The following is a 16,162-nucleotide window of genomic DNA, read 5'->3' as shown; positions in this document are numbered from 1 at the left end:
ACATCAAACGATCCCCGCCGTAGGCTGCGCTGAACCGCAACATGCTTGCCTATACGGGGTTCCCATGCGATACACGCGCGCCGCGCTCGCCGGCGTGGTCCTGGTCGGCGCCACCGCGCTCGGCTTCCAGCTGACCGTCGGCACGGCGTCCGCGGACACCGGCCGTGCGCTGGCGGTCTCGTCGATCGGCGACATCGTCGTCGACCCGGTGCGCCAGCGCCTCTTCCTGAGCGACCCGTCCACCGGTGAGATCGTCGCGACCGACTATGCCGGTGAGGTGACGGCACGGAAGGCCGACCTGCCCGGCGTACGGGGCCTCACGCTCTCCGCCGACTCGAACACCCTCTACGCCGCGGTCGACGGATCGGGCGCGATCGTCGCCTTCTCGGCCGGCGAGCTGGCCGAGACGGCCCGCTATCCCCTGGGCGAGAATGTCCACCCGGAGGACGTGGCCGTCTCCGGCGACCGCATCTGGTTCGGGTACGACGCGGGCGCCGCCGACAGCATCGGAAACTTCGGGTCGATCGACGCCTCGGGCATGGTCGCGCTGCATGAGCCGTCCGGCGGCACATGGCTGTACAAGTCCGCACCCAGGGTGTTCGCGAACTCCTCGAGGCTCTTCGTTGCGCCCGGTCCGGGGCAGGGATATCCGCACGCTGAGAACGTCCACCTCTACGACGTCTCATCCGGGGCGACCACGCCCAGCTTCTCGCGCCAGGGGGTCGGCGCCACCGTTCAGGACGCCGCCTTCGCGGGGGACGGCTCACGGTTGGTCTACGCCGGTGACGGGGTTTGGAGCTACGGCCTCACCGAGAGCCGCCACGACCGGCTGGTGTCCGGCTCCTACCAGGAGGTCGACATCGCGGCTCAGGGTCTTGTCGCGTTCGGGCAGGACAGACATGTCACGGTTCATGGCCACGGCGCGACCCTGTGGAGCGCCGCCCTTCCGTACAAGCTGGCGCCCGGCGGTCTGATCTGGGAGCCCGGCGCCGACCGGCTTCTCGCGGTGACCCGGAACGGGAGCGAGTACGCCCTGCACACCCTGACCGAGCCGCCGCCCTCGCCGACACCCAGCCAGGTGACGGTCCCGGCCGACGGCGAACTCGCCGTGACCGGGCCCACCTCGGTCGTCAACGGCCGGCCGTTGACCCTCACCGGCACCACGAAGAACCTTCCGATCGGGCACACCCTCCAGGTGACCCGCCAGGATGAGCGGCTGACCGGCGCGGCGCCCGAGGTGGTCGGGAACCCGGTCATCGACAGCACCGGGGCGTTCACCTTCACCGAGACGCCGCCGTACCTGGGCACCTTCCTCTACCGGGTCAGCTACGACGGCTCCTTCGAGAAGACCGTGCGGGTCGGGGTCACCCAGTTCACCCCGGCGCTGAGCCTGGACAGGAACGGGACGACGTACGGGTACAAGGCGACGGCGACCCTGACCGCGACGCTCGGCAAGACCCACACGAACCGGACCGTCGAGATCTGGGCCGAGAATCCCTACCTGACGCAGCTGATCAAGCGGGCGACCGTGAACAGCGCCGGCAAGGTGAGCGTGAACTACGTCCTGGAGTACAACACCACGTTTACCGTGAAGTTCACCGGTGACGCGGAGTACGCCGCCCGCTCGGTGCAGTCCCGGGTCTACACCAGGGTCAGCGTGCTGCTCGGGGTCAGCAAGCACTACAAGACCAGGAAGATCGGGAACACGAAGTACTACCACTTCCGGACGACGAAGGACCCGAACTTCGTCATCGGGATGCCCCGCCACCAGGGTCGCTACCAGCACACCGTGATCCAGCGGTACAAGGGTGGCAAGTGGACGAACTATCGGTCCGGCTACTTCCCGCTTGACCGGTACGGAAAGTCCTACCTGCGGTTCGCCGGCACCTACCCGGCCGGTTCCAAATGGCGGGTCCGGGCCGAGTACATCTGGAACGGCAACGACGGCGACATGGTGAACGCCACCACGTACGGCGCCTGGAAGTACTTCACCTACACGAAGTAGCGCGGGAACTAGAGTGATCGCTCGTGACGGTCTTTCAGATCGGGGAGGCGGCTGACCTGCTCGGGGTCAGTCCGGACACGATGCGCCGCTGGGTCGACGCCGGGCGGCTCGCGGCGGGCCGGGACGAGCACGGGCGCCGGGTGATCGACGGGGTGGAGCTGGCCGCCTTCGTCCGCGCCCAGGCCGCCGAGCCGGACGGCCGCTCCGACGAGTCGTCGGCCCGCAACCGGCTGCGCGGCATCGTGACCGCGGTCGTCAAGGACACCGTGATGGCCCAGGTCGACATCCAGGCCGGCCCGTTCCGGCTGGTGTCGCTGATGAGCCGGGAGGCGGTCGACGAACTCGATCTCCAGGTGGGATCGATCGCGGTCGCCGTCATCAAGTCGACGACCGTGGTGGTCGAGCGGGCTCCGAAGGGGCGTCATTGAGGACGCGCGTCCCCGTACCCCTGCTTGTTCCCGCGATCCTGGGTCTGCTCTTTCTGATCCTGCCGCTGGTGGGGCTGCTCGCCCGGACACCGTGGGCCACCCTGTTCGAGCGGCTGACCGAGCCGGGTGTGGTGGCGGCGCTGCGGCTGTCGCTGCTCACCTCGACCGTGGCGACCGTGTTCTGCCTGGTGCTCGGGGTGCCGCTGGCCTGGCTGCTGGCCCGGGTCGAGTTTCCCGGGCGGCGACTGGTCCGGGCACTGATCACCGTGCCGCTGGTGCTGCCGCCGGTGGTCGGGGGCATCGCGCTGCTGCTGGCGCTGGGCCGGCGCGGTCTGGTCGGGCAGTGGCTGGACCAGACGTTCGGGATCAGCCTGCCGTTCACCACGGCGGGCGTGGTGGTGGCCGAGTCGTTCGTGGCGCTGCCGTTCCTGGTCATCGCGGTGGAGGGGGCGCTGCGCGGCGCCGACAGCCGGTACGAGGAGGCCGCCGCGACGCTCGGCTCGAACCGCTGGACGACCTTCACGCATGTGACGTTGCCGCTGGTGGCACCGGGGATCGCGGCCGGGGCGGTGCTCTGCTGGGCGCGAGCGCTGGGGGAGTTCGGCGCCACGATCACCTTCGCCGGGAACTATCCGGGGATCACGCAGACCATGCCGCTCGCGGTCTACCAGACCATGGAGAGCGGCGACCTGGAGGGCGCCGTCGTGCTCAGCCTGATCCTGCTGATCGTCTCGGTCGCCATCCTGGCCGGGCTCCGCGACCGCTGGCTGACCGCGCCATGAGCCTTCTGGACGCGCGTCTCGTCGCCGAGCGCGGCGTCTTCCGGCTGGACATCGGGCTGCGGATCGAGCCGGGCGAGACGGTCGCGCTGCTCGGCCCGAACGGCGCGGGAAAGACCACGGCGCTGCGCGCGCTCGCCGGGCTGACCCCACTCTCCGGCGGTCACCTCACCCTCGGCGGCGAGGATCTACGGGGTACGCCCACCGAGCGCCGCCCGATCGGGGTGGTGTTCCAGGACTACCTGCTGTTCCCGCACCTCAGCGCCCGGGACAACGTGGCGTTCGGCCCGCGCCGGCACGGCCTGGACCGGAAGGCCGCGCACGCCGTGGCGGATCGCTGGCTGGGCCGGGTCGGGCTGGCCGAGCACGGTCGCCGCAAGCCCCGGCAGCTCTCCGGCGGGCAGGCGCAGCGGGTGGCGCTGGCCCGGGCACTGGCCGTCGACCCGGTCCTGCTGCTGCTCGACGAGCCGCTCGCCGCCCTGGACGCCCGGACCCGGCTGGAGACCCGCGGCGAGCTGCGCCGGCACCTGGCCGAGCACCCGGGCGCCACGCTGATCGTCACGCACGATCCGCTGGACGCCCTGGTCCTGGCCGACCGGCTGGTCATCGTCGAGCACGGCCGGGTGGTGCAGGAGGGCGACGCGGCGACCATCACGGCCCGCCCGCGTACCGATTACGTGGCCCGGCTCGTGGGACTCAACCTGTACCGCGGCCGGGGCGGCGGGCACACCGTCGAACTGTCCGACGGGTTCGTCCTGACCAGCACCGACATCGTGCACGGCGACGCCTTCGTGGCCTTCCCGCCGGCCGCGGTCGCCCTGCACCCGCACCAGCCGGACGGGAGCCCGCGCAACACCTGGCCGGCCGTGATCGCCGACGTCCAGCAGCACGGCGACAGCCTGCGGGTACGCCTGGACGGCCCGATCTCGGTGGCCGCCGACATCACGCCCGCGGCCGCCGCGCAGATGGGTCTCACCCCCGGGCAGGAGCTGTGGGTGGCGGTCAAGGCCGCGGAGACCCGCGCCTACCCCGCCTCCGGGTAGTCACCGCCGGCCGTACCGCCGGGATGCGAGGTTCCGCCGGCGGTCCTGCTGGGTTCCGGGGCGGCCCTCGACGTACTCCCAGGTGTCCAGCACGGTCGGCCCGTACGGGCCGGCCTGCTGGATCGCCGGCTCGGCGGCCGGACGGTAGCCGCAGCGGCGCGCCACCGACGTGCTCGCCGTGTTGCCGCGGTCGATCCGCAACAGCAGCCGCCGTAGCCCCAGGGTGTCGAACGCGTACCCGGTGAGCAGCGAGAGCGCGGCCGACGCCAGGCCCCGCCGCCGGTACGGCCGCCCGACCAGATAGCCCAGCTCCGCCTCGTGCGGCTCGGACCGCACGTTGAACAGCAGCACCTCACCGAGTGGCGGCCCGCCGTCGGTGGTGATCGCGAGCTGGATCCGGCTGCCGCCGACCCGGCCCTGACGGGCCCGCCGCAGGTACGCGAGACCGGACTCCACATCGAACGGCGACGGCATCAGCGTCCAGCGGGCGATGTCCGGTTCGTCCAGCAGAGCGACCAGGTCGTCGAGGTCGTCGGGGCTCCATTCGCGCAGCACGACACCGCTACCCGCCAGCCTGAGCGGGTACGGCAACGGGCTGACGGTCACCCCTGAATCGTGCCGTTAAGAACGCCTTTGCGGCTAGTGGCGATCGAAAGGAGGCCCCTGAACAGTTCCTTACCGTCCACCGGTCGGATCACCGATACCGCTCTTGAGGAGGATGGGCGCATGGTGATCGCGCTACAGCCGCTCGGTGGTGATCTCCAGACCGGCCGTGCGGAGGCGGTCGACCAGTGCGTCACCGATCCCGGTCGCGGGGGTGAGCACGCCGCCGGGTGACTCCGGCAGACGGTCCCGGTCGAGGGCCAGCGCCAGGGCGGACTCACCGAGCATCACGGCGGTCGCCGCGTACCCCGGATCGCCTTTGGCCTTGACCCGTGCGCGATAGCGCGCCCCCGACGAGGTCGTGGTGAAGATGTCCATGGTGAAGTGACCGTTGCGCCGGGCGTTCTCGTCCGGCCCGGTGCCCGGCGCCGGCAGGATCCGGTCCAGCAGGAACCGGACCGGCGGCAGCGCGAAGCCGATCACCAGGCCGTTCAGCGCGCCCTTGACGGCCAGTGCGGCGGCCGGGCCGCTCACCCGCATCGCCTCGCGGTAGCGGAAGCGGGGGCCGTACGCCCAGCCGCGCAGCGCGTTGCTGCGCCGGACCACCCGGGTGTTGTAGGACGCCATCACGAACGGCGCGAGGTGACCGCGCACGCTCGCGTCCACGTCGGAGCCTCGCAGCGTCACCATGTCCGGCTGGCGCCCGAGATCGGGTTCGGCCTCCCGGTCCGGGCTCAGCGAGTACGGGCTCGCACCCACCCGGCGCAGACGGCGGTCCTTCTTCATGACGTCGACCTGGTGCCGCATCGAGTCGATGGTGCCGCCGCTGAATCCGCCGCGCAGCCGCGTCACGACGAGCGTGGTGTCGGTCAGTTCCCCGGCGTCGTCCGCGCGTACCGCGGCATGCAGGACGTGCACCCCGATGTCGGACGGGATCGAGTCGAAGCCGCAGGAGTGCACGATCCGTGCGCCGGTGCGCTGCGCCGTCGCATGGTTCTCGTCGATGCTGTCCCGGGCGAACAGCACCTCACCGGTGAGGTCCACGTAGTCGGTGCCGGTGACGGCGCACGCGCGGGCGAGCGGCCGGCCGTATTTCGCGTAGGGGCCGACGGTCGTCAGCACCACCCGGGCGCGCCCGGCCATCGTGGTCAGCGCCGGTTCGTCGTCGGCGTCGGCGACCACGATCGGCCAGTCGACGCCGAGTTCACCCGCGACCTTCTCCAGTTTCGCGCGCGAGCGGCCGGCCAGCGCGATCCGGGTGCCGGCGGGCGCGTGTTCGGCCAGGTGGCGCGCGGTCAGCACGCCGACGAAACCGGTGGCGCCGTAGACGATGACGTCCAGTTCGCGTTGTGGATCGTTCATGGCCGCAGATTGTGCACCCTCCGTGCAGTACACGCGAGCCGTTCGTGTGTTCGCGCGGTCGGCGCGCCGAGATCAACCCGTTATACATACAAAAATGATCAAAGACGCTAATTTGTGACCTGGAACAACTCCATCGCCGCTGCTCGGCCATGCCCGCCGGGCGCGGCGGATACGCAGCCCGCCATGCGGGCACCGTGGCCGGAACGCCGAGTCCTGCCGCTGGTCACGGTCCAGACGACATCGAACGGCAAGGAGCGGGGGACCCAAGAGTTCCTCGGCGCTGACGCGCCTCGGGGTGAAGCCGCCACACCGGCGGCCGGGCACCTCTGCCCGAACCCGACAGCTGACCTCGTAGGCGTGGAGGACAAGCTCATGGTTCAGACCAGGAAACAGTTCCAGCGGGCAGTCGGCCTCGTCGCCGCGAGCCTGGCCGGTGGGGTGGCCCTCGCCGGGCCGGCCGCCCCCGCACAGGCCTCGATCAACTGGGAGGCCATCGCCAATTGCGAATCCGGCGGTAACTGGCGCATCAACACCGGAAACGGGTACTACGGCGGTCTGCAGTTCAGCCGCAGCACCTGGCGCGCCTACGGCGGTGGCCGGTACGCGAACACCGCGAACGGGGCCAGTAAATCCGAGCAGATCCGCGTCGCCGAGCGGGTGCTCCGGGGCCAGGGCATCAGGGCCTGGCCGCACTGCGGGCCCCGGCACGGCTTCCGGCCGGCCGCGTCCCGCAAGACCCGGGTCGTCCGGTCCCTCTCTCTCCGGTCCTCGACCACCGGCACCTACGTGGTACGCCGCGGCGACACACTGACTCGGATCGCGGCCCGGAACGACGTGCCAGGCGGGTGGCAGGCCCTCTACCGGGCCAACGCGGGGGTCCTGGACAGCCCGCACCGGCTGCGGGTGGGGCAGCGCTTGAAGGTCTGAAAGTGGGCCCGGCGCGATTTGAACGCGCGACCTACCGCTTAGGAGGCGGTTGCTCTATCCACTGAGCTACGAGCCCGACGCCCTGAGGGTACCAGCAGGCGGGGCCCGGGTCGGCGCGGCCGACCCGGGCCCCGGAGGGACTGCAACCGGCCTCAGGCCAGGTCGAACCGGTCCAGGTTCATGACCTTGACCCACGCCTCGACGAAGTCGGTGACCAGCTTCTCCTTGGCGTCGTCGCTGCCGTAGACCTCGGCCTGCGCCCGCAGGATCGAGTTCGAGCCGAAGATCAGGTCAGCCCGGGTGGCGGTCCACCTGACCTCGCCGGTCCGGCGGTCGCGACCCTCGAAGGTCTCGCCCTCGGAGTCGGTGGCCGACCAGGTGAGGCCGAAGTCGAGCAGGTTGGCGAAGAAGTCGTTGGTCAGCACGCCCGGCGTCGCGGTGAAGACGCCGTGCTGCGAGCCACCGGTGTTCGCGCCGAGCACCCGCAGGCCGCCGACCAGCACGGTCAGCTCCGGCGCGGTCAGCGTGAGCAGCTGCGCCTTGTCGACCAGCAGCGCCTCGGTCGGGCGGCGGTGGCCCTTCGCGAGGTAGTTGCGGAATCCGTCGTGGGTGGGCTCCAGCACCGCGAACGACTCGGCGTCGGTCTGCTCCTCGGTCGCGTCGGTACGACCCGGGGTGAACGGCACCTCGATGTCGAAACCGCCGTCCTTGGCGGCCTTCTCCACGGCGGCCGTGCCGGCCAGCACGATCAGGTCGGCCAGCGAGATCCTCGTGGCGCCACCGGCCGCGTTGAACTCGGCCCGGATGCCCTCGAGCACGCCCAGCACCTTGCTGAGCTGGGCCGGGTCGTTGGCCTCCCACTGGTTCTGCGGGGCCAGGCGGATCCGCGCGCCGTTCGCGCCACCGCGCTTGTCGGTGCCACGGAACGTCGACGCCGACGCCCACGCGGTCGCGACCAGCTCGGAGACCGACAGGCTGGAGGCGAGGACGGCGGCCTTCAGCGAGGCGACCTCCGCCGCGCCGACCAGCTCGTGGTCCACGGCCGGCAGCGGGTCCTGCCAGATCAGCGGCTCGGAGGGGACCTCCGGGCCGAGGTAGCGGGCGATCGGGCCCATGTCACGGTGGGTCAGCTTGAACCAGGCCTTGGCGAAGGCCCGGCCGAACTCCTCCGGGTCGTCGTGGAACCGCTTCGAGATCGGGCCGTAGACCGGGTCGAAGCGGAGCGCCAGGTCCGAGGTCAGCATCCGCGGCTCCTGCCGCTTCGCCGGGTCGAACGCGTGCGGCACCAGGTCGGAGCCGGCGCCGTTCTTCGGGCGCCACTGGTGCGCGCCGGCCGGCGACTGGGTGAGCTCCCACTCGTACGCGAAGAGGATGTGGAAGAACTCGTTGTCCCAGCGGGTCGGGTGGTAGGTCCAGGTGACCTCCAGACCACTGGTGATCGCGTCGGCGCCCACGCCGGTGCCGTAGCTGCTCTTCCAGCCCGTGCCCTGCGCCTCGATCGGGGCGGCCTCCGGCTCCGGCCCGACGTGCTCGGCCGGGCCGGCGCCGTGGGTCTTGCCGAAGGTGTGGCCGCCGGCGATGAGCGCCACGGTCTCCTCGTCGTTCATGCCCATCCGGCCGAACGTGTCGCGGATGTCGCGGGCCGAGGCCAGCGGGTCCGGGTTGCCGTTCGGGCCCTCCGGGTTGACGTAGATCAGGCCCATCTGTACGGCGCCGAACGGCTTGGCCAGATCACGGTCGCCGCTGTACCGGTTGTCGCCCAGCCAGGTGTCCTCGGAACCCCAGTTGATGTCCTCGGGCTCCCAGACGTCCGCGCGGCCGCCGCCGAAGCCGAAGGTCTCGAAGCCCATCCTCTCCAGGGCCACGTTGCCGGCCAGGATCATCAGGTCGGCCCACGAGATGTTCTTGCCGTACTTCTTCTTGACCGGCCAGAGCAGCAGGCGGGCCTTGTCCAGGTTGCCGTTGTCCGGCCAGCTGTTGAGCGGGGCGAAGCGCTGCTCGCCGCCGCCCGCGCCGCCGCGGCCGTCGAAGGTCCGGTAGGTGCCGGCGCTGTGCCAGGCCATCCGGATCATGAGCGGGCCGTAGTGACCGAAGTCGGCCGGCCACCAGTCCTGCGACTCGGTCATGATCGCGGCGATGTCCGCCTTCAGAGCCGCCAGGTCGAGGCTCTTGAACGCCGCGGCGTAGTCGAAGTCACCACCCAGCGGGTTGTGCGCCGGCGGGTTGTGGTGCAGGGCGCTCAGGTCGAGCTGGTTGGGCCACCAGTCGCGGTTCGCCCGGCCGCCGTGGGAGCCGGAGCCGCCGTGCGCGACCGGGCAGCCTCCCTGGGTGGCCTTGCTCTCGAGTCGTTCCTGGGCGGCGAGTTCGTCTGCCACGAAATCCTCCGGGTAGCGAGCGGTGGGTCGCGACGAGTCTGCCCTGCTTTTCTGGAACGAGTCAAGAAAAGGACGTAGCGTTCCATCTCTCGCGGTGAAGTTCCCGGGTCACTCACGGTAGCTTTGCGAACCCTTATGGTGACGGCCTGCACGTTCTCTTTGCTGTTGCGTGACAGTGGACCCACATTTTCGCGACCGTACAAAAGCGAACAATGAACAGCTCGAAAATCCTCCTCCAGGGCCACCTTGCCATGCCCTACCGTTACCTTCCTGAGAATCTTTCGTCACCAGCGGTACCTACGCTGCGGCGGATCAACTTCCTTCGGAGGGTCAACCTCGATGCGTTCCTACATACGCAGCGTGGGTGACGCCGGACGGCATCTCCCAGTACCGAGAACCCCTGCGGGGTTCCGTGCGCTGGGTGCCGCCGTCCTGGCGACCACGCTCGGTCTCAGCCTTACCGGCCCCGTCTCCGCCGCGACGGACGCGCCGTTCATCAGCGAGATCCACTACGACAACGCGGGCGCCGACAGCGGCGAGGCCGTTGAGATCGAAGCCCCGGTCGGATTCGACCTGAGTGGCTGGAAGCTCTACCTCTACAACGGCAGCGACGGCGCCACCTACTCACCGACGACCACGCTCAGTGGAGTCGTCGCGGCCTCCGGTGTGCAGACCATCGCCATCGCCGGCCTCCAGAACGGCGCCCCGGACGGCATCGCGCTGGTCAAGCCGGACGGCACGGTCGCCGAGTTCCTCAGCTACGAGGGTGTCCTCACCGCCACCAACGGTCCGGCCGCCGGCCAGGCCAGCGTCGACATCGGAGTGTCCGAGCCGGGCACCGAGCCCGCCGGGCAGTCGCTGCAGAAGATCGACGGCGTCTGGAAGGTTTCGGCCACCAGCACCTTCGGCACCCGCAACACGGCCACCCCCGAGGAGCCGGAAGAGCCGGAGGAACCCGGGACCGGCTGTGCCGTCCCGGTCACCCACACGATCGCCGAGGTGCAGGGCACCGGCGCCGCCACCGGCCTGGCCGGCTCGACCGTCACCGTCGAGGGCGTCGTCACGGCCGACCACCGGACCGGCGGCTACAACGGCGTCTACGTGCAGACGGCCGGCAGCGGCGGGGACCGTCCGGTCGCCGCGGGCACCGCGTCCGACGGCATCTTCGTCTACCTGACCTCGACCACCGCGAACCACCCGTCGGTGGCCGTCGGCGACCGGATCCGGGTCACCGGCACGGTCAGCGAGTACAACGGGCTGACCCAGATCAGCATCGCCGCGAAGGCCGACGTGCAGGTCTGCGCCACCGGCGCGACCCTGCCCACCCCGGTTCCGCTGGCCCTGCCGCTGGACGACGCCGCCCGCGAGTCCGCCGAGGGCATGCTGGTCGCCCCGGTCGGCACCTACTCGGTCTCGGACGTCTACAACACCAACCGGTACGGCGAGATCGTCCTCGCGGCCGGTGGCGCCCCGGCCCGCATCCCGACCGACGCGGCCCGGCCCGGCAGCGACGCCGCGGCCCAGCTCAAGGCCGCCAACAAGGCCGGCCGCGTGCTGCTCGACGACGGCCGGACCACCAACCTGTCCACGGCCGGCGTGGCCCCGCCGTACATCTCGGCCACCGAGCCGCTGCGGGTCGGCGACACCGTGGAGAAGTTCGGCGCGAGCGTGCTGAGCTACGGCTTCAGCGAGTGGCGTTTCCAGCCGGCCACCCCGGTCGACGCGAGCACCCCGGCGGCCGCCCGCACCTCGTTCAAGGCCACCAACCCGCGGACCGCCGCCCCGGCGAACGTCGGCGGTGACATCAAGGTCGCCAGCTTCAACGTGCTGAACTACTTCGTCCACTTCGGTGGCGAGGCGCGTGGCGCGACCGACGCGGCGGCGTTCGCCAAGCAGGAAGCGAAGATCGTCAAGGCGATCACCGCCCTGGACGCCGACGTGGTCGCCCTCATGGAGATCGAGAACTCGGTCCGCTTCGAGGCGACCGAGACCCAACTGGCGCTGAAGACCCTGGTCGCCGCCCTGAACGAGGCCGACGGCGCGGGCACCTGGGACTACGTCCGGTCGCCGGCCGAGCTGCCGGGCGCGGCCCAGCAGGACTACATCACCAGCGCGATCATCTTCAAGCCCGGTTCGGTGACGCCGAAGGGCGCCTCCCGGTCGGTCAACGACGAGACGGTGTGGGGCAACGCCCGCGAGCCGATCGCGCAGACCTTCACCTCGGGCGCCATCGACTTCACCGTGGTCGCGAACCACTTCAAGTCGAAGAGCGCCTCGGTCACCCCGACCGGTGACAACGTCGACACCGGCGACGGGCAGGGCGCCTACAACGGCGACCGGAAGCGGCAGGCGCAGGCGCTGGCCACCTTCGTCGAGGGCCTCGGCACCGACAAGGTGATCCTGCTCGGTGACTTCAACTCGTACGGCCAGGAGGATCCGCTCCAGGTCCTGTACGACAAGGGCTTCACCGACGCGCACCCCGCGGACAAGTTCTCCTACGTCTTCGGCGGTGAGTCCGGCTCGCTCGACCACGCCCTGGTCACCGACTCGCTGAAGAGCCGCGTCACCGGCGTCGACATCTGGAACATCAACTCCGTCGAGTCGTTCGCCTTCGAGTACGACGGCTACGCGCCGTTCTACGCGGAGAACGCGTACCGCTCCAGCGACCACGACCCGGTGGTCGTCGGCGTGGAGACCGGCCTGACCGGCCCAGTCGACCTCCAGCTGCTGAGCATCAACGACTTCCACGGCCGGCTCGAGTCGCCGTCCACCGTCAACGGCCAGGCCGTCGGTGGCGCCGCTCAGCTGGTCGGGCTGGTCGACCAGCTGCGGGCCGCGAACCCGAACACCGCGTGGATCTCCAACGGTGACAACATCGGCGCGTCGACCTTCATCTCCGCGATCGACAACGACAACCCGACCATCGACGCCCTGAACGCCGGTGGCCTGGCCGTCTCCACGGTCGGCAACCACGAGTTCGACAAGGGCCTCGCCGACCTGGTCGGCCGGGTCAGCGACCGGGCGGACTTCCCGCTGCTCGGCGCGAACGTGTACAAGGACGGCAAGCGCGTCCTGCAGGCCTACGACGTGCAGAACCTGGGCGGGGTGAAGGTCGGCTACATCGGTGTCGTCACCGAGCAGACCGCCTCGCTGGTCAGCCCGGCCGGCATCGCCGGCGTCGAGTTCCACGACCCGGTCGCCGAGGCGAACGCCCTCGCCGCGCAGCTCTCCGACGGCGACGAGGCCAACGGCGAGGCCGACGTGCTCGTCCTGCTCGCCCACGAGGGCGCGCCGACCGAGCACATCGGCTCGGCCGAGGACCTGGCGGCGGACCCGGTGTTCGGCCCGTTCACCCGGGTGAGCGCCGAGATCGACGCCATCTTCAGCGGTCACACCCACCAGCCGTACGCCTTCCAGATCCCGGTTCCGGGCGTGCCCGGCAAGACCCGTCCGGTCGTCCAGGCCGAGGACTACGGCGAAAAGCTGGGTAAGGTCGTCCTGACCTACGACCCGGCCACCGATGAGGTCACCGCCTCCACCTCCGAGCTGATCACGGTGACCGGCTACCCGTCCAACACCGCGGTCGCGGGCATCGTCGCCGCGGCCAAGACGAACGCCACCGAGCTGGGCAAGCAGCAGCTCGGCAAGATCTCCGGCGACATCAAGCGGGCCTACACCGCCGCGGGCGCCGAGGACCGTGGCGCCGAGTCGGTGCTCGGCAACCTGATCGCCGACGTCCAGCTGGACCAGACCAGGGACGCCGGCCGTGGCGGCGCACAGATCGCCTTCATGAACCCGGGTGGCCTGCGGGCCGACCTGCTGTACGGCACCGACGGCACGATCACCTACTCGCAGGCGTTCGCGGTTCAGCCGTTCGCCAACGACGTGGTGACCCAGACCCTCACCGGCGCCCAGATCAAGCAGGTGCTGGAGGAGCAGTGGCAGCCCGCCGGGGCCTCCCGTCCGGTGCTGCACCTCGGCTCGTCGAAGGGGCTCACCTACTCCTACGACGTGAACCAGGCGCGCGGCTCGAAGATCATCGCGTCGACGCTCAAGCTGAACGGGGTCACCCTCGACCCGAACGGCACCTACCGGGTCACGTCGAACTCGTTCCTCGCCACCGGCGGTGACAACTTCACCACCCTCGGCAAGGGCATGAACAAGGTGACGACCGGCGACAACGACCTCACCATGCTGGTCAACTACTTCGCCGCGCACACGCCGATCACCGCGGACACCACGCCGCGCAGCACGGCGGGCGTCCTGGACGCCACCGCCCCGACGGGCGCCTACGCCCTGAACACGGCGGCGCTCTGGCCCGGTCAGGCGGTGACGCTGACCGAGACCGCGCTGGACGACGACGTCAGCGACAACGCGAAGATCACCCGGGTGGTGAACTGGGGCGACGGCAGCGCGGCCGAGACCCTGGCCGCCGGCACGACCACGGCGACCCACCGGTACGCCGCGGCCGGCGGCTACCAGGTGACCGTGACCCTCACCGACGAGGTGGGCAACAGCGGCCCGGCGACCTTCACCGGCGCGTCCCTCGTCACCGTGGCGGCGCAGGCCGGCCGGTACACGCTGGACCCGAAGGCGATCTGGGCGTCGCAGTCGGCCACCCTGGGCCTCAGCGGCGTCACCGGCGCCACCGAGATCTCGGTCGACTGGGGTGACGGCACCACCACTCGCTCCTCGGTGAACAACGCGACCGTGTCGCACGCGTACACCAGGGCCGGTCTGTTCACGGTCAAGGCCACGCCGGTCAACCCGGCGGGCAACGGCACCACGGTGACCGTCGGCAGGATCCTGGTCGCCCAGGACTTCTTCGCCCCGGAGATCCGCCTGAACGAGCCGCGCAACGAGGAGCGGATCTCGTCCTGGCAGACCCTCACCGGCTCGGCGTACGACCTGGGCACCGGTGTCGCGACCGCGAACGCCAAGCTGGTCCAGGAGCGGTCCGGTAAGTGGTACTACTACGCCGCCGGCACGTGGACCCGGGCGACCTCGGAGCGGGACGCCCAGGCGAGGGCCGCGGTGGTCAGCGCCGTCCCGGACGCCAAGGGCGACTGGAGCATCGCGCTCACCGGCGTCGGCAAGGGCAAGCTGGTGATCAGCTACTGGGCTGAGGACAGGGTCGGCAACGACTCGAAGGTCCGCGTCCACACCGCTCGCATCACCAGGTAGCACGACCTGAGGAAAGGCCCCCGCCGAGTGGCGGGGGCCTTTTCGCGTTTATTCCAATCAATACAAACCATTGATGTTCGTTGACGTAACCGATCCGGGATCGCGAGAGTTAACTATATCTCCGATAGAACTTAGGGGTTAAGTCATGCTCATCAAGAGAGCCGGTGCGGTGCTGCTCGGCGCTGTCACCGTGACCGCCATCGGCACTGCCGTGCCCGCGGCCGCCACGCCGGCCACCGATTCCGTGCTGACCTGGTACGACGCCACCGCGGCGGCGATCACCGCCGGTGGAGCCGCCACCCAGGTGACCAACGGCCGTACCTGGGCGATCGGCTGGCTCGCCGCGGCCCGGGCGCAGAACGGCTCCCACGCGAACGCCTACCAGCGCGCGGCCCTGGCCGGAGCGGTCCACCAGACCCTGATCACGCTGACCCCCACCCAGGCCGCCGCGGCCGACACCGTGCTCGCCGCCGATCTCGCCACCATCCCGGACGGGCCGGACAAGGACCGGGGACTCGCCGCCGGACGGGACGAGGCCGCCGACCTGATCGCCGAGCGGGCCGGGGACGGGCTCGACCCGGCCTCGGTGAACACGACGTACCCGGTGCCGGCCGCCGCGCCCGGGATCTGGCAGCCCACCCCGCCGGCCTACGCCCCGGCCACCCAGTACGGCAACCGGGTGGCCCGCCCGTTCGCCCTGCGCGGCGCCGGCCAGTTCCGTCCGGCCCCGCCCCCGGCGCTCGGCTCGGCCCGGTACCGGCGGGACATCGCCGAGGTGAAGGCGTACGGCGCGGCGGACAGCACGGCCCGCACCCAGGCGCAGACCGACACCGCCACCTTCTGGCTCGGCTCGTCGTACGTGCTCTACACCCCGATCCTGCGGGCCGCCGTCGAGCAGTCCCGTGGCCCGGTCGCCGAGCGCACCCGGCTCGTCGCCCTGTTCCACGTCGCCTCGGTCGACACCCAGATCGCCACGTCCGACGCCAAGTACGCGTACCGGCTGTGGCGCCCGGTCACCGCGATCCGGGCCGGCGGCGACGCGGAGTGGCTGCCGCTGCACGCCACCCCGGCGCACCCGGACTACCCGAGTGGGCACAACACGTACTCCGGCTCGGCCGAGCAGATCCTGACCGTGCTGTTCGGTCCGAAGGCGCGCAGCGCGTACACCGTCCCGAGCCCGTCGGCGCCCGGTGTGACCCGCACCTACACCGACTGGAGGGTGCCGAGCCTGGAGAACGTGGACGCCCGCGTCTGGTCCGGTATCCACACCCGCTCGGCCGATGAGATCGGCATCGAACTCGGTAAGGACGTGGCCGCGAACACCATCCGCAACGCCCGGGCCCTCCTCGCCGGATAACTCTTCCGCTACGGATTCGGCTGGCGCCCAGGCGCCAGCCGTATCACGTCAGGTAGCCGGTATTTTGATCACCGGCGAAATGGGAGGGTCGGATGAGCG

10 protein-coding genes, 1 tRNA gene and 1 riboswitch are annotated in these 16,162 nt (G+C 70.7%); of the genes, 7 read left to right on the top strand and 4 right to left on the bottom strand.

Features of this window, described 5'->3' with window-relative positions; genetic code table 11:
- The first annotated feature begins 64 nt into the window (after nucleotides 1-64).
- From KZ829_RS03545 to KZ829_RS03530, 4 genes are read left to right on the top strand one after another with little or no spacing between them, the layout of a single operon-like run.
- The gene (locus tag KZ829_RS03545) at nucleotides 65-2,005 is read left to right on the top strand and encodes a YncE family protein (protein ID WP_220142364.1); all 1,941 of its coding nucleotides are present in this window, start codon (nucleotides 65-67) and stop codon (nucleotides 2,003-2,005) included.
- Between the two features lie 23 nt (nucleotides 2,006-2,028).
- Entirely contained in the window at nucleotides 2,029-2,433 is a 405-nt protein-coding gene (locus KZ829_RS03540; protein WP_183226996.1) for a TOBE domain-containing protein, read from the top strand.
- Nucleotides 2,430-3,215: an ABC transporter permease gene (locus KZ829_RS03535; protein ID WP_220142363.1), complete on the top strand. Its 786-nt coding sequence runs from the start codon at nucleotides 2,430-2,432 to the stop codon at nucleotides 3,213-3,215. Before KZ829_RS03540 ends, KZ829_RS03535 begins: the two co-directional genes overlap by 4 nt.
- A complete protein-coding gene (locus tag KZ829_RS03530; protein ID WP_220142362.1) occupies nucleotides 3,212-4,255 on the top strand; it encodes an ABC transporter ATP-binding protein in 1,044 nt (347 codons plus the stop codon). Before KZ829_RS03535 ends, KZ829_RS03530 begins: the two co-directional genes overlap by 4 nt.
- Here the strand turns inward: KZ829_RS03530 and KZ829_RS03525 are convergent, their stop codons facing one another.
- Both KZ829_RS03525 and KZ829_RS03520 read right to left on the bottom strand, forming a co-directional pair.
- Nucleotides 4,256-4,861 (bottom strand): GNAT family N-acetyltransferase, encoded by a 606-nt coding sequence (locus KZ829_RS03525; RefSeq protein ID WP_220142361.1) that lies wholly within the window; start codon nucleotides 4,859-4,861, stop codon nucleotides 4,256-4,258.
- A gap of 132 nt (nucleotides 4,862-4,993) precedes the next feature.
- On the bottom strand, nucleotides 4,994-6,220 hold the full coding sequence (locus KZ829_RS03520) for a saccharopine dehydrogenase family protein (protein WP_220142360.1): 1,227 nt from the start codon (nucleotides 6,218-6,220) through the stop codon (nucleotides 4,994-4,996).
- 228 nt (nucleotides 6,221-6,448) lie between these two features.
- A riboswitch (cyclic di-AMP (ydaO/yuaA leader) is annotated at nucleotides 6,449-6,593 on the top strand.
- Here KZ829_RS03520 and KZ829_RS03515 point away from each other — a divergent pair.
- Complete coding sequence (locus KZ829_RS03515) at nucleotides 6,593-7,147, top strand: LysM peptidoglycan-binding domain-containing protein (RefSeq protein ID WP_246634918.1); 555 nt, start codon at nucleotides 6,593-6,595, stop codon at nucleotides 7,145-7,147. Its footprint overlaps the riboswitch before it by 1 nt.
- A 3-nt stretch (nucleotides 7,148-7,150) precedes the next feature.
- Here KZ829_RS03515 and KZ829_RS03510 read toward each other — a convergent pair.
- Together KZ829_RS03510 and katG are read right to left on the bottom strand one after the other, a co-directional pair.
- A tRNA-Arg gene (locus KZ829_RS03510) sits at nucleotides 7,151-7,223 on the bottom strand.
- 76 nt (nucleotides 7,224-7,299) lie between these two features.
- Nucleotides 7,300-9,522 carry a catalase/peroxidase HPI gene (gene katG, locus KZ829_RS03505; RefSeq protein WP_220142358.1) on the bottom strand — a complete coding sequence of 741 codons (2,223 nt, stop codon included), beginning with the start codon at nucleotides 9,520-9,522 and terminating at the stop codon, nucleotides 7,300-7,302.
- A 339-nt stretch (nucleotides 9,523-9,861) separates the two neighbouring features.
- On the opposite strand from katG, the gene KZ829_RS03500 reads away from it, so the two are divergent.
- Nucleotides 9,862-14,706 (top strand): ExeM/NucH family extracellular endonuclease, encoded by a 4,845-nt coding sequence (locus KZ829_RS03500; RefSeq protein WP_220142357.1) that lies wholly within the window; start codon nucleotides 9,862-9,864, stop codon nucleotides 14,704-14,706.
- Between the two features lie 145 nt (nucleotides 14,707-14,851).
- A complete protein-coding gene (locus KZ829_RS03495; RefSeq protein ID WP_220142356.1) occupies nucleotides 14,852-16,063 on the top strand; it encodes a vanadium-dependent haloperoxidase in 1,212 nt (403 codons plus the stop codon).
- Nucleotides 16,064-16,162 lie beyond the last annotated feature (99 nt).

Origin of the sequence: Actinoplanes hulinensis (assembly GCF_019429605.1) — a bacterium.
In the GTDB taxonomy this organism is placed as follows: Bacteria; Actinomycetota; Actinomycetes; order Mycobacteriales; family Micromonosporaceae; genus Actinoplanes; species Actinoplanes campanulatus.
The sequence above is the reverse complement of the archived record's forward strand: the minus strand, read 5'-3'. Positions and strand labels throughout refer to the sequence as shown.